Here is a 14043-nt window from a genome sequence, read left to right on the forward strand (position 1 = left end):
ATGTTTCATATCGCCCTTTATGAACCTCGCATTGCAGCCAATACCGGCAACCTGATCCGCCTCGTCGCCAATAACGGTTGCCATCTGCACCTGATAGAGCCTTTGGGTTTCGATCTGGAGGAGAAGAAGCTGCGCCGCGCCGGGCTGGATTACCATGACCTTGCCAGAGTGACCGTTCACCCCAATTACAATGCATTTGCCGAAGCCATGGCAGGGCGACGCATTCTGGCCTGTACCACCAAAGGCAGCCGTCCCCATGATCAGCTGGAGTATCAGGAAGGTGACGTTTTACTGTTTGGCTCTGAGACCAGTGGTCTGCCTGATGATCTTCGCAATAGCTTCCCGGAAGAACACCGTCTGCGGATTCCGATGATTCCTTCCAGTCGCAGTCTTAACCTTTCCAATGCAGTAGCCATTGTCAGTTATGAGGCCTGGCGACAACTGGGCTTTACTGGCGGTATTTGATTCCGCCTCTCCTACTCCGGCCCAATGGTTATCTGCATAATATCGCTGTAAGACCCGGCATCCAGCGGCTTCAGGTTCCGCATGGGAATCGCTGCCCGGAATCGGGCATTCGTTCCACCGTTGCAGGTTTGGCTTCTACTGGAGATAAAACTGCAGTTAATTTTACCAGGCTGGGAAGGTGTCACATCACAATACCCGTAAGGGCTTGTATCCCTGACACTGGGAAGATACTGAATGCTTTCACCCCGGCTGTTCATCAGTACAAACTTCCCTCCCGAATTGGAAGAATCCAGCGTCATGGAGTAGCGCGCTCCGCCAGTGCCGTAAACACAGAAATACATATCTTCCCAAAGCCAATTCCCCGGCTGAATATCATGTCGGTTCAAAACAATATTTCGGGTTTTTGAAATTTTATAAACCGGGATAATGCTCAGATCCAGATAAAGATGAACCTGATCATAGTAAAGCCGCCCGTGCCCCTGAGCGGTTATTTTGAAGCTGAGCCAACCCTGCCGCCTCCCTCCTAATCCGTATTCATCTATCAGGTCACTGGTCGCTACGGCCTGTAAGGTAAAGCTGTAAGCCGAACAGCTCTGATTATTATGTCCACGGGTTAACAATCTGGCAGACGAAGTGCTGTTCGGAACAAGCTCAATCTGTTTATTGCCAACAGCACTGCCCGTGCCTTTAAAAACAACATGGTCAATAAACCGCACATCATTGTGATACCCATAAACACCAGAACGCACATTGGAGAACTGCAGATCTTTCAGCACAGCCGGGTCACGGGCCAGCAGACAAAAGTCAGCCTCAAAAACCACCTCTCGCTCACCATTCCAGTATTTGTGAAACGAGCTGCCATCCAGCATATGGATACCGAAGGGAGGCTCTCGGGTCGTTGAAACCTCAGCGACTGAAGGCGTTGCTTCCAGACTGCTCTCGGCAGGACTACTTAGATCAACCCCTGACTTAAGTACACCAGCCTTGTCAGAATCATAAACACTGAAACTCAGTCCAGAGACCAACAAGAGTGCCATAGCAGCAAAACAACGCATCATATTACGACCTGAAGCAGAACAAAGGCGAACCCAGGCAGGCCACCGAATACTTAATTTACTCATGAATCACCTCCGGGTTCTGATGCTGCACACAATCGGAGGCCTTCAGGCGCAAGGTTCCCAACCGAAGAACATCCCGGGTTGATTTTCCAGTCAAAGGAATACTGCAGGTCAACCCTTCCGGAGTTTCCAGCCGTAAAGCTTTTGTATCGACAGGAATATTTATCTGAAACATGCCATTACTGGAAACGGCTGCACTGTGATCACCAGCCTCAATACGCCAGCCTGACCCGGATTTTTTATCCAGAAGCACACGCCCGAAAGCCAGCCGGACAGGTGTGGCCACCACGGTAATGGTTTCAACATTACCAGGGTAAAGAGTGACAACTTCGGTCTTCTCGTCGAATTCGTAAAGTGAGGTGCCCGCAGGGACGACTGTAATCCGGTATTCATGGTATGAGGTCAGTGGTACGACTGTCGGCTCACCAACCACGGCATAAGTCACCCGGCGCCCGTCCACCAGCACATCAAATCGATCCCCGTCACGCCCCTGAATATCAATCACCACCGCACTGTTGGCGTACTCACTCCCACCGACAGAAACAATGTTGCCGTCCGAAATCAAACTGGTGCCGTAGTTCAGGGCATAGTTGGTCACGGAATCATCCGACGTGCGAACATGGTTAACGGCGAGGCTGCCCCGCCCACGATGATCGGAATACTCGACCAGACCATTCAGACGCTTTTCATTGTTCTGACCAGCAACTGTGCCATGAACAATCAAATCACCATCCAGCTTACGACCATCTTCCCACCGTGCATCCAACGACAGGGATTCATAGGTTGTGCTGTCCCCTTCCGACTTGTTGCGGGAGGCAGATGGGCTTAACCCAAAGTCCCACTGTCCTTTCGAGTAGCGGAAATTCAAAGTCAACTGGATAACATAATCAGAACCGGATTTACTGAGCCCGATATCGGCATCAATATCCTGACCGCCGCCGCGCCACAAAACCGAACGCCAGTAAAGGTTATGAATAGTGAGAGCCTGAGCGTCTTTACGAGCACTGTAGCTGTACTTGTAGCCAACACTGCCGTTGTCTACCGGGACAATAATATAGCCGGCTATCTGCTCGAAACTTTCATTCAGCAGCTCATTACCGGAGTTAGCCTGATTCCCCGAGCCCGGTATTGGAATACCGTTGCTCCACAAACGCCGATAGTTCCCTCCCAGAGAGCGACCTGACCACTGGGAACGAAAATCAAAGCCAAGCCCCTTGTCTCCACTTCCGGATAACATGAAGAAGGGAGAAGCACTCCAGCTATTCCCGACCTTCAGAATTTCCAGTTCGACCAGCTGCTCATCATTATCCACCGCTGCACTCAGGTTCGCCGCCCAGGTTTCTCCCAAACGACGACCGACACCCCCTCGCCCCATATAGAGATGAGTCGCTCGTGGTAATGTCGTATTCGCTTCCTGATTGACGATATCGCCAGCTTCAAGAAACCAGACCCACTCATCGGGAGGAGGCATACCATACTGTTTAGCGAAGAAGCGGGTCTCGGAACGAATCAGCTGACCGGTATCATCCAGCACCCGAATGTCCAGGTTATAGGCACCATCCGGTAGGGTGGAAGTATCCACCGTGTTATTACCCGCCTCATAAAAGCCGGTATAAAGCAGACGATTATCACGACGCAGCTCAACCCGGCCTCGGGTAGGAAAGAACACATCCAGCGGCGTTGCTGAAGAGTAACGCTGATCTGTTCGGGTATTCAGAGAAGTGGCAATCCGGGCTCCCAACATACTCTGGGTATTCATAAAGCTCTGTCCGAAACCCGTATTGGATACCATACCTGCCTGCCAGGTGGTTCCCTGAAAATCCCGCTCAGCGTACAAATTGGTAAACGACAGGGCGTCGTTACTACTGTAATCCCAATTCGCCTGAATACTGTTCTCTTCCCAGGCAAACAGACTCTGGCCACTCAGGTTCCAGTCATGAATGGAGGCTACACCTTCAGAAGCAGTATTCCCGCTGGCCGCCACATAAAGGTTCTGCATAAACGAGGGGCCACTTTCTGAGGGGGGCAGGTATTTTTTTACACTTGCAGGTTTGGTCTGCAAGAATCGTGGATTGATAAACAGGTCGGCACGAAACCGGTTCTCATCAAAGATCGCACCGGCAATAGCCGGCTGAATGGTATCGCAGGGCTGGGATGCCTCAACGGAGCTTACGGAAGAACAAATAGCCCCAACATGGCTGTCGATCGCACCGGTCAGGCTTTCCGTGACCAGTGCCGGATTTTTTATATCCTCGATTTTGGCAACCAGTTCACCCGGATTTCTGAACTCGATAGTTTCTGGAGTAAATGTCACTATCTGGGAACCGAGGTAGCGTCCTCCGTAGTAAATATCGATGGAGGAACGCTGAGGGCCGCTCAAAGCCTCAAACCCAACCGGCACCTTCTCCTTAACAACAAAGCCATCCTCCGCGCCATAAGCGGCACCGCTGCTCATCAAAGCAATGGCAGCTGTATTCAACAGGGAAATAAACACCACTGCTGCGGATGACGAAGCTGAGCTCAATGTCATAGAGGCTCTATGGAGGTCTGGTCAGAAGGGGGTAAGCATGGAGCAGAATTCTCAGTCCTGCGATGTGGATTCGATCGACAGGTTGAGAGTAAACAATCGGGCTGCATCACTTCGGAAGCAACCCGATTAGCGCATCAGGTGATGTATTAGTTCGGTGTAACAACCATGGTCACGGTATCGGTATATTTACCAGCAGCAACATAAGCAGGATCTGTATTGATGGAAACCTGAATATTGCCGTTACCGCAATCCATATCAGGCGTTACTGAGGTATTGATCAGCCGAATATCCTGAGGGGCTTTGGAATCCTTGTTAAACTCAACCGATTGGCTATCGCCGTTACCTGTCGGGGTTACAGTGATTCTGTAATCAATCTTGGTACCTTTTACAGAGTTGACCAGTTCAAAGTTGGTATCCTGCAGAGTCAACTGTACAGAATCTGATACATTACTGTAGATACAGGCATTATCAGTTGCAGGCTCGCCAAGTTTGGTGATCGTGACATTATCCAAGCCCCAGATTTTGGCCTGTTCCGCCTGCTCGTAAGTGATTTTAAAGGTAGCGGAGTTATCTCCAGGCTGAGAATCTGTGGCTGCAAACGCACCGCCAGTGACACCCATGGACATAATCAGTGCCAATACTTTCAAACGCATGCTTTCATTTACTCCAAGTCTTGTAGAGCTGATTTCACAGGCAAACAAAGTGTTCACCAAATCATCAGTGACTTGTCATTTTCATGAACCAAATCCTTACGTGAAATACGCACATGACATTGCAAACTACGAGATCATCTGGTCATTTATCGAACAACACTGACTCTCATGAAAAATTATCCCGACAGGAGGTGGAGAGGTAGGTGTTTGTACCCATCATCGACTTTGGGATGATTTTTACGACTACAAAAAGATGCACTTCTTTTGATCTAAAACAAATTTAAAAAAAGCGTTTTGCAACCCGCTTCTCATTTTGAAAAGCGCGACAAACGCATACAAAAAAAGTCTTTTTATATCAGAAAGTTAGAAAATATATTCATTACCTGTCGGTGCTCAGTTTCATCTTCCAGCTCCCTGACTTCTGTTCTTCAGCACTTCCCCATACCGCCGATAGCTGCTGATAGGAACAAGAGGATTGAGTCCATGAAAAGTCTGCTGGCTGGATTACTTTTGGTCACCCTATCCCCCTTCAGCCTTGGCGCTGTTCAGGGTGCATTGGGTGCAACATCCACCGGTTCATTCTCCATCACGCTGGTTATTCCACCGAAAGTTGCTTTTACCCGAACATCTATGGAGCTGAATAGGCTTCCAAAAGACTTTTGTCTGAACGGCACCGGAATCAGTCACTACTCCACCTCAGTGATGCCCGACCGTATAACCCGTGAACTGCCGGATGTCTCCCCCGTTCTTATTAATGAAGCCGGCCAAAAGATCGCTTTGAATGATGAGCCGGTTATCGCCAACACCCGTCACTGTAACCGGCAGCTACTTATGCCAGCTGACCGTAATACTTCCAGTGACTCAGTTCAGACCCTGCTGATCGCCCCAGAGTAGTTCTCAGGTTGTGACATGCGGAAAATCCGGTTATAAAACACCGGTACTTATAAAAAGCCCCATTGTCGTCATGAAAGCATTACTACCTTCCCTCCGCCGTCTGTTCTGTGCTGCAGGGCTGGCATGCTTCTCCGCAACTGCTTTTGCCGGTGTTCAGCTTGACCGTATGATTGTCTACTTTGATGCCGATAAGCTGCCACGGCAGGATATCCTGGTCACCAATCCGGACAACGAAACCCTCTATCTGGAAACCGAAATATTCAAAGTTGAAAACCCGGGTTCAGATAAAGAGCAGCGCATCCAGATTACCGATCCGGACAAGATGCAGCTGCTGGCTACCCCAGATAAGAGCATTGTTGCTCCTGGCGGCCGCAAGACTGTCCGCCTGCTGAACCTGAATGAACCGCCAAAAGTCGAAGAGGTTTACCGTATTACCTTCCGTCCGGTTGTCGGCGAGCTGGAAGCCACCCAGACTGCGGTCAAGATCCTGATCGCTTATCAGGTGCTGGCATTTATCCGGCCGGAAAACCCGTTCTATGATGTAGCTGCCAAGGTCAATAAAGATCAAATGACTTTTACCAACAGCGGCAATATGAATGTGGTGCTGCGTAATGGCCGTTACTGCCCTAAGAGTGTTTCCAAGCTGGCCTCCCAAAGCAGTAAGAAAGAGCAGTGTACTGAGCTGACCGAAGGTAGCCGTATCTATGCCGGACAGAGCTGGAGCCTGCCTCTGACCAAAGAACAGAAAGCTCAGGGCGGGTTTATTGAATTCGGCTTGTTTGATGGTGATAAGGAAGAAGCCAAACAGTTCCCTATCTAGCCGATGATATTCTCGTTCCTACGGTTCTCCGTGGGAACGCATACCTGTCGATATCAAGTCGTTGGCGACATGAGTTACCACGCAGAGCATGGTAACCAGAGGCTAATCACTCCACCGAGACGGTGATCGTCATCTGGTCAGAATAGGTATCCTCAGTCGCCTGAGATACCCAATTCCTGTAGATAAACAATCCAAAGTCCAGTTGATTCTGCTCGCCACAGCCACTCGCACCAGAGGCATTAAGCCGAAGGCTTCTCTCGCCATTAAATCCATAACCATTAATCGTCATGTAATAGCGCACGGTATCACCCGCTCCGGAGCGGAGAAACAGCTGCTCGCCTCCCACAACATTGCGAGAGTCTGCCGTGAGTGTGTAAGTACCACGGTAGTTACTTTCCACACAGGCGGTGAAACGATCTTCGATATAACTATTAGGCGTGTTCTCAAACTGGGATTGTGAGAAATGAACATCCCTCAGCCCGCTTAGCCTGATAGCCTTTTCAAATTTGGGGTACTCCACTCTCAGACGAATATGTCGATCCGATAGATTAGCATCCCGGGAACGAATATAGAGATCAATCCAGCTGCGGGCATCGCTGTAAGAGGCAATCACGCTCTTATCAATCTCAATAATCAGATACAGAGAACAGACATCCGAAATCGTACGACACCGCCCCGTTCCCTGCAGAGAGAAATTCACAAACTGACCCGTTCGTAATGGCAGGTCATTAATATTCTGCGAGCTGTCTTTTGATGACAGCAGTACACGACTTTGCACCGGCTCCGTGCCCAACCAATAGAAATAGGCCGCCAGGTTTCTGATGTTATTGGGGTTATTAGAAGTGATGGCAATCTCTGCTCTGAGACGTACGGTTGTCTCCGTTTCTTCATAAAATCGAATCGGTTCGTCGACTGCGATCAGAGAAAAGCCGTAACTGAGCGAACTGAGACTGAGACACAAGACAGTCAAAAGAGTGTAAACAACTCCTCTCAATCTATCCCTTCTGTCAGGCTTGGCTAAAGCCACACTTCCCCCAGTCTCCATTTCTTGCTGCAGCTATTATCCACATGACCGCATAAACAAAGGGAGGGCATTCTCGTAATATTTTGTCAGCGGACATATCCAAATGCACCATCGGTCTAATCCGGAATAATGGTGACAACAACCGTATCGGTGTAGCTGCCTGGTGCGGAAGCGGAGGTATCTGCAGCCTGTACTTCCACTCTCATTAAGGCACTGGTTCCCTGGAAGCAGTCAGAGGATGGACTGGCAAAGTAAGGATGCTCACTATCGCCGGAGGCCGAGAAAATACTCCATTGGGAGTCATAATCACCCTTCAGGCTGATACGGTAGGGAATAATGGAGCCGGGAGCCCCCTCCAGATGGAAGTCATTATTAGTATTGGAGGATTGAAGGTTAACCTTGTAGGAGCCGCCACCCAGGGCAAAAACACAGAAAGGCATATCTTCGTAATACCAGCTACCGCTCAGATCCTGCTGATCCAGAATGACATCCTGCAGTTTGCTGACCTGATAAACCTTTTTCACATCAACCGAAACCTCAAAGTCTTCAGAAACGGACAGCAAACCGGAGTCTGCATGAACCGTAAAGCGTCCAGTAAACACCGCCTCATCACCAAAGGCGAGGATATCGTCTCTATCGACAGAAGCTTCAAGATTAAACTCCATCTGCCGGCAGTTAATATTGAACGCCCCAGGGTTCACATCAATGGAGCGCCCCTCCTCAATAGTCTTCTGCTCCGGATCAATAGCGTTATAGGCGGTTCGCCCTGAAATTTTCAGAGACACCGGAATCTCTTTTCTCCCCGGCCCTACCAGCATTGGCTGGCCGTCTTTGAACCGCCCTGAAAACGTCAGGGTATAAGGTTGCGCATACCTGAACGGTGATTGTGCATAAGCCAATATACAAAAGCGTCGTCCATCATTGGCGGCAGGCACTTCCGTTTCCACCACAGGTTCACCCTGCCAGACAACATCAGGCATATCATCAAGCCGTTTAAGCTTCAGCCAGTTCGTACCATCGTCAGCACAACTGGCAATATTGGACAGGCGGCAATCATTATCAGCCTGAGCCTGCCAGCTTAAACAGATCATCAATAAGGTCAGTGTACGAAGCGTTATTTTTATTATCACATCACCCTCTCGATTCCCTGTGTTACAGGAGGATGTCTACTATTCGGGAATAACCGTCACTGTCATGGTATCGCTGTAAACACCCGGCAAAGCTGTGCTGGTTGCACTATTGAGTCTGGCGGCAATAGTCAAATTTCCACAATCCCTGTTATCGATATCATCAGTGCCCTGCCAAATGGCGTCTGTATCTTTATCCTGATATTCGCTGTAAGTTTTGGATCGGCCTCCCTGACTCACATCAACGGTGTAGTTCAGACAGTTCTCAGAATCAGAACAGTTCTTGCCACTTAGCCCCAACCGGAATTCCTGCCCGGGGTTTGAAGCACTATCAAACTCAAGCCGAACCTGGCCATTGGGCCGGCTGTTATAGATACAGGCATTCATTTGATCGACTGGAGCCGTATCGGATAGAGTTAAATCCTTCAAACCAGAAATACGAGCCTGAAGCGGCATACTGATAGGTAAAGTAATCTGAACAGCATCAGCGTCTCTCGTTGTGTTTTCTATCTCTCGTCCGACAAGGTAGAAAGAAACAGATGTTGCACCATTTTCAATCTGATTGATCAATTCGCTTTTTCGTAATCTCATCGTAATGGAGCCCGTCAGATTTTCTCCATCACTTCCTTGGGTTGCTTTTCCTGACCATGCTCCTGGAAAAAACCTCCCTTGCCCACCTTGATCATCGCTGAAGTTAATCGCACCTGACATTAAAGCGGTCGTAAAATCGGCAAACCATGACTCTATGTTAGGATCAGTAATGGAATTATCAGCAAACCCCAGACTATAAGACTGCCGAGCACAGAAAATCCAAATACACCCAAAGGACTCATATTTCACTGAAAACTGGTAGTTAATGACATCCGGAGATGTGGCGGTGATCTCCAACTCATCCAGACGGATACTGCTTTGGTCAAAGTTAAACAAAGACCAGGCACTCGAACTAAACGCGGACATCAGCAAAAATAGTGTTAACCCTCTCAACATCCGAGCCCCCTACTCCGCCTTGGTTAATACCAGCTTGCCATCCAGCGCAGGCTGACAGTCGGCTTCTGATAATTTAATCGTGCCCAGACGCAAAATATCCTTTTGGGTGTCCTGTGGCAGTTCTATTCGGCAGGCCCAGCCATTATCCATCTCCAGCCGCAGCTCAGGTGTATCTGCACGCACCTCGATCTGGAACATGCCAATATCCGAAATCTGTACAGGCAAAAGCCCACCCATCAGTCGGGCGTTAAACTCGTCCTGCTCGCCCAGTGAACCATCAAACACAATACGGCCAAAGGCCAGCTGCATGGGGATGGCTTCCATATCCATACGGACGACATTGCCGGGATATAAAGTGACCCGCTCAACCTTTTCTTCAAACTGATAAATCGCCGTTCCTGCCGGCAGGACGCTAACCAGATATTCATCATAAGGCGACAGAGGAATAATGCTCGGTTGACCAACCACAGCATAGCCTCGACGCTGGCCGTTTACATTTACATGGAACCGGTCTCCGTCCCGCCCGGTAATATTAATCACCACTGCACTCTGGGCCCGCTCTTCGCCCCCGACAGAAACAATATCTCCATCGGTAATAAAGCTGGTGCCAGCATTGAGACTGTAACTGGTCGAGTGGGTATTACCGGCCCGTAGATGGGATACTGCCAGACTGCCGGAGCCCCGGTGATCGCTATAGTTCAGGTTGCCATTCAGAGTCTTCTGATCGCCTTCCAGCGCCAGACCACCATTAAAGCGCATCTCACCATCCAGCAGATCTCCATCGTTCCAACCGGCGGAGAGCTGAGTTCTTTCGGTGCGGGTGCGGTTATCAGATGATTTATCCCACTGCATGGATGGGGAAACACCGAAGTCCCAACGATCATCACTGTATTGAAGGCTTAGGGTGGCCAAAATCACTTCATTATCACCGGACTTACTCAGCCCCAGATCGAAATCCAGATCATAGTCACTGGTTCGCCACAGCTGAGCACGCCAGTTCAGACTATGGGTCTTGCTGGCCGTATTATCCCCACGCTGGTTATAGCTGTAGCGGTAGTTCAGGCTACCCAAAACAAAGGGCACACTGGCCGAGCCGGAAAACTGCTCAAAGCCATCACCAATCAGACGGTTCTCATCTCCGGGAAGCGTCGCGATATCGTTAATATCATCTTCACTCCACAACCGGCGGTAGCTGCCACTGAGCGACAGATCATATAACCGTGTTCGGCCATTTACGCCAAAACCATGGTCGCCATCCGCCGACAGCATGACCGAGGGTGAGATATCCCAGCCATTCCCGATATGAAAAAGCCCCATCTCGGTCAGGCTTTCATTATTATCTGCAGCCACCGCCAATGTACCGGACCAGTCATCTGCCAACCGATAGCCCATCCCGGCGCGAGCCAGATACTGGCCTGTTGTACGTGGTAAGGTGTTATCCGCTGTTCTATTAAGAACATCGCCCGCTTCCACAAACCATTCCCACTCACCCGGAGCCGGCATATTGCCCTGCTTGGCGAAGAAGCGGGTCTCTTCACTCACAGTATTGCCACGCTCATCAACCACCCTGATGTTCAGATCGTAAGCACCATCAGGTAGGGAAGATGTGTTCAGCTGTTGGTTGCCCGCTTCATAAAAGGCAGAGAACAGTAATCGCTCATCTCTGCGCAGCTCGACCCGGCCACGGGTTGGCAGGAAAACATCCAGAGGGATACCACCGGAATAGTCACTGTCCAGGCGGGTATTATCAGAGGTGGCGACACGAGCCCCCAGCACAGTCTGACCCGAGGTAAAGTTCAAACCAAAGCCACCACCATTCACCATACCGCCCTGCCAGGCAATACCTTTAAATTCCCTTTGGGCATAGAGTGTATCTATGGTTAGGTTGCGCTCTCTGGTGTAATCCCAGCCAGCCAGAAGACTGTTTTCACGCCAGGACAACAAACTCTGGCCGGTCAGGGTGTAATCATTATTACTGTTGCCACCTTCCGAAGCGTCATTGCCCGTGGCATTGGCAGAGAAGTTCTGCATAAAGGCCCAGCCACTTTGGGACGGTGGCAGGTATTTACGGATATCCGCCGGGCGCGCCCGCAGATAATCCCGATTAATAAACAGGTCCAGACGAAAACGACCTTCATCAAATATCACCCCGGCTACAGCCGGATTTAAACGACCGCACCCCTGTATCTGACGGGGCAGACAAATCTCATCGGCATTACTGGGCAGTTCGCCGGTTAACAGCTCGGCCACCAACACCGGACGGGTAATATCGGGAATACGTTGCACGACACTTTCCGGGTCAGACAGCTCAATGGTCTGCGCAGTAAAGGTCGCGATCTGGGAGGCTATATAGCGGTTGCCATAATAGATATCGATCAGCGAACGCTGAGGGCGGCTTAAGGCTTCAAAACCAGCTGGCACTTCTGCTTTGGCAATAAACACCGGCTCTGCCCCGAGGGCGGGGCAGAGTGCAAGGATCATTATGATCAGAGCACTTAGCCGGAGTTTGTTGGTCATTGCCTTCTAACACAATATCTTTATTGTTTTGCGTTGGGTTGACGAGTCATTACCAAACACTCTATTCACATTAGTATCAGGGACTCATTCCGGCGCAACGGTCAAGAGTACGGAATCTGTGTAAGTTCCATTACTAGCGCCAGCTTTTTGCTTGGCACTGACTGTCATTGTAATATTTCCCGAACAAGTATTGCCTAACTCACTATCCCCACCTTTAAGAGCTATAGCTGGAATTGCGGTTGCTTTATATCCATCTGAATTATTGCCAGATTCCAGCCCCCAAGTTCCCAAATCGTTACTAGCCGCACCTTTTTCTTGGAAATTAAGAGTGTAAGTTGCCCCTTCGCTGGAGGCTGAGTCCTGCAAAGAAAAGTTATTCGTAGAATCAACAACCAAACTAAAATTTGTTTGATTTGTAAAAATACAAATATCATCTTTTGCAGTGATTGGGGAGGTACTATCAGATGAGGTCAGAGTAATATCATCAAGCCCAAACACTCTGGCTTTTGCAGAATTGCTATATGTGATTTTGAAGTCACCGTAAGATGTCGCCCCAAGCTGTTCATGGTCAGGGTTTAAATCTCCAGCATCGGCAAATACCCCACCAGAAGCCCCAACCGCAATTGCCAGCGCCAGAGCCTTATACGTCATATTTTTCATAATTATTACCTGTTCTTCTTTTGCACTTTTCTTCCGGTGTCAGCACCCACTCCGACAGCCAGAAAGTGTTTTATCTTAAGAGCCCCTTAATACAACAAATGCCGTATTTCCCTCTGACTCCCATACCTTGCTTTATGTCGTTTACTTCTTGTATGTAAGGTTTTGCAAGGTTTATGCCTACTAAAACTATCACACTACAAAACTCTAAACGACAACTGATTCACAGTTTTAAAAATCTAAAAACCACCTGCCATTGACTTTTCTTGTAGCCGAATGGTGACAACCTTTGACACTCAGCGTCACACCAACTGTTACCATTTCTGAGCTTGCCGGAATCCTGGGCTATGCTGAGAGTTAACAATTTCTGATCAACTCTTGATGAAGACAAAAGCAATATGGGCATCGGACGCTTAAATTTTCTTTTTCTCGTGCCAAGTTTTCTGATTCTGCTGTCCTGGCAGGCGTGGGCAGGTATAGAAGTCGATCAATCCATTATCGAGTTCGAGCCGGATGGGGAGTACTACACAGATATAACCGTCTCCAACCGGGATGAGAAAAAGGCCTATGTCTCTGTCTCGGTCTTTGAGATCAGTAACCCTGGGCAGCCCAATGAAAAAAGAGAGCCTTTAACCGATCCAGACAAGGCCATGCTGATTGCTACCCCAACCCGTCTGGCACTGGAGCCGAACCAGTCCATTCCTGTCAGACTGTTAAATCTGGATGAAGAACAGAAGGAAGAGCGTATCTATCGGGTTCTGGTGGAGCCGGCCAGCAAGCGCATGCAAAACGAGGCTTCCGGCGTACGGTTATTGGTGGGTTATGAAATGCTGGTCATCATCCGCCCACAGAATCCACAGGTGAAAGTTCTGGCCAGCCGCTCAGGCAAAACCATGACCTTTTATAATGCCGGGAATACCAATGTCTTTATGGAAGGTGGTAAAAACTGTAACCCGGCCAAACCCTCAGAGTGCCAGGAGGTCAGCAGTCAACGCCTCTACCCTAAAGCCCGCTGGAGCACAGAGCTGCCATTTGCCGCTCCGGTCGAGTTCAGCATGAATGCCGGAGAGGAAAACACCAGCAAGCAGCGCTTTGACGGCAACGATAAGCTGCCTTAATAATCCCTTTTGCAGTGATCCCCCTGAAAGCTAAATCTACGTAGTTACAAAACCTTCATATTCGCTGAGAATGCCGGCGTACTTCTGCCTTACATCGACTCTGCCAATGCTCTTCAGGCTCCGCCTGATCTGA

At 49.5% G+C, this 14043-nt stretch carries 12 protein-coding genes; 4 read left to right on the forward strand and 8 right to left on the reverse strand.

The window, feature by feature from the left end; translation table 11 throughout:
- Window positions 1-465, forward strand: a complete 465-nt coding sequence (locus EHSB41UT_RS05205) for a tRNA (cytidine(34)-2'-O)-methyltransferase (RefSeq protein WP_087107499.1) — start codon at window positions 1-3, stop codon at window positions 463-465.
- 11 nt (window positions 466-476) lie between these two features.
- Here EHSB41UT_RS05205 and EHSB41UT_RS05210 read toward each other — a convergent pair whose 3' ends face one another.
- The 3 genes from EHSB41UT_RS05210 to EHSB41UT_RS05220 form a co-directional block, all read right to left on the reverse strand.
- Window positions 477-1586: a hypothetical protein gene (locus EHSB41UT_RS05210; RefSeq protein WP_133060401.1), complete on the reverse strand. Its 1110-nt coding sequence runs from the start codon at window positions 1584-1586 to the stop codon at window positions 477-479.
- Entirely contained in the window at window positions 1579-4113 is a 2535-nt protein-coding gene (locus EHSB41UT_RS05215; RefSeq protein WP_087107503.1) for a TcfC E-set like domain-containing protein, read from the reverse strand. Before EHSB41UT_RS05215 ends, EHSB41UT_RS05210 begins: the two co-directional genes overlap by 8 nt.
- A 146-nt stretch (window positions 4114-4259) precedes the next feature.
- On the reverse strand, window positions 4260-4766 hold the full coding sequence (locus EHSB41UT_RS05220) for a hypothetical protein (RefSeq protein WP_087107505.1): 507 nt from the start codon (window positions 4764-4766) through the stop codon (window positions 4260-4262).
- 483 nt (window positions 4767-5249) lie between these two features.
- Here EHSB41UT_RS05220 and EHSB41UT_RS05225 point away from each other — a divergent pair, with 483 nt between their 5' ends.
- Complete coding sequence (locus EHSB41UT_RS05225) at window positions 5250-5660, forward strand: hypothetical protein (protein ID WP_087107508.1); 411 nt, start codon at window positions 5250-5252, stop codon at window positions 5658-5660.
- A 70-nt stretch (window positions 5661-5730) separates the two neighbouring features.
- Window positions 5731-6480 (forward strand): fimbrial biogenesis chaperone, encoded by a 750-nt coding sequence (locus EHSB41UT_RS05230; protein WP_087107509.1) that lies wholly within the window; start codon window positions 5731-5733, stop codon window positions 6478-6480.
- Window positions 6481-6586: 106 nt separating this feature from the next.
- On the opposite strand, the gene EHSB41UT_RS05235 is transcribed toward EHSB41UT_RS05230, so the two are convergent.
- From EHSB41UT_RS05235 to EHSB41UT_RS05255, 5 genes are all read right to left on the reverse strand, one after another.
- Window positions 6587-7450 carry a hypothetical protein gene (locus tag EHSB41UT_RS05235; protein ID WP_087107511.1) on the reverse strand — a complete coding sequence of 288 codons (864 nt, stop codon included), beginning with the start codon at window positions 7448-7450 and terminating at the stop codon, window positions 6587-6589.
- A gap of 170 nt (window positions 7451-7620) precedes the next feature.
- Window positions 7621-8634 (reverse strand): hypothetical protein, encoded by a 1014-nt coding sequence (locus EHSB41UT_RS05240; RefSeq protein WP_133060402.1) that lies wholly within the window; start codon window positions 8632-8634, stop codon window positions 7621-7623.
- Between the two features lie 39 nt (window positions 8635-8673).
- Entirely contained in the window at window positions 8674-9618 is a 945-nt protein-coding gene (locus tag EHSB41UT_RS05245) for a hypothetical protein (protein WP_133060403.1), read from the reverse strand.
- 9 nt (window positions 9619-9627) lie between these two features.
- Window positions 9628-12135, reverse strand: a complete 2508-nt coding sequence (locus EHSB41UT_RS05250; RefSeq protein ID WP_087107517.1) for a TcfC E-set like domain-containing protein — start codon at window positions 12133-12135, stop codon at window positions 9628-9630.
- 84 nt (window positions 12136-12219) lie between these two features.
- Window positions 12220-12795: a hypothetical protein gene (locus EHSB41UT_RS05255; protein ID WP_087107519.1), complete on the reverse strand. Its 576-nt coding sequence runs from the start codon at window positions 12793-12795 to the stop codon at window positions 12220-12222.
- A gap of 395 nt (window positions 12796-13190) precedes the next feature.
- On the opposite strand from EHSB41UT_RS05255, the gene EHSB41UT_RS05260 reads away from it, so the two are divergent.
- Window positions 13191-13910 (forward strand): fimbrial biogenesis chaperone, encoded by a 720-nt coding sequence (locus tag EHSB41UT_RS05260; protein WP_087107521.1) that lies wholly within the window; start codon window positions 13191-13193, stop codon window positions 13908-13910.
- Window positions 13911-14043 lie beyond the last annotated feature (133 nt).

Origin of the sequence: Parendozoicomonas haliclonae (genome assembly GCF_900174585.1) — a bacterium.
Classification (GTDB): Bacteria; Pseudomonadota; Gammaproteobacteria; order Pseudomonadales; family Endozoicomonadaceae; genus Sansalvadorimonas; species Sansalvadorimonas haliclonae.

Bases quoted from the DNA above. Each gene is read 5' to 3' on its own strand.
- EHSB41UT_RS05205 (WP_087107499.1), top strand. From the start codon at position 1: ATGTTTCATATCGCCCTTTATGAACCTCGCATTGCAGCCAATACCGGC.
- EHSB41UT_RS05210 (WP_133060401.1), bottom strand. From the start codon at position 1,586: ATGAGTAAATTAAGTATTCGGTGGCCTGCCTGGGTTCGCCTTTGTTCT.
- EHSB41UT_RS05215 (WP_087107503.1), bottom strand. From the start codon at position 4,113: ATGACATTGAGCTCAGCTTCGTCATCCGCAGCAGTGGTGTTTATTTCC.
- EHSB41UT_RS05220 (WP_087107505.1), bottom strand. From the start codon at position 4,766: ATGCGTTTGAAAGTATTGGCACTGATTATGTCCATGGGTGTCACTGGC.
- EHSB41UT_RS05225 (WP_087107508.1), top strand. From the start codon at position 5,250: ATGAAAAGTCTGCTGGCTGGATTACTTTTGGTCACCCTATCCCCCTTC.
- EHSB41UT_RS05230 (WP_087107509.1), top strand. From the start codon at position 5,731: ATGAAAGCATTACTACCTTCCCTCCGCCGTCTGTTCTGTGCTGCAGGG.
- EHSB41UT_RS05245 (WP_133060403.1), bottom strand. From the start codon at position 9,618: ATGTTGAGAGGGTTAACACTATTTTTGCTGATGTCCGCGTTTAGTTCG.
- EHSB41UT_RS05250 (WP_087107517.1), bottom strand. From the start codon at position 12,135: ATGACCAACAAACTCCGGCTAAGTGCTCTGATCATAATGATCCTTGCA.
- EHSB41UT_RS05255 (WP_087107519.1), bottom strand. From the start codon at position 12,795: ATGAAAAATATGACGTATAAGGCTCTGGCGCTGGCAATTGCGGTTGGG.
- EHSB41UT_RS05260 (WP_087107521.1), top strand. From the start codon at position 13,191: ATGGGCATCGGACGCTTAAATTTTCTTTTTCTCGTGCCAAGTTTTCTG.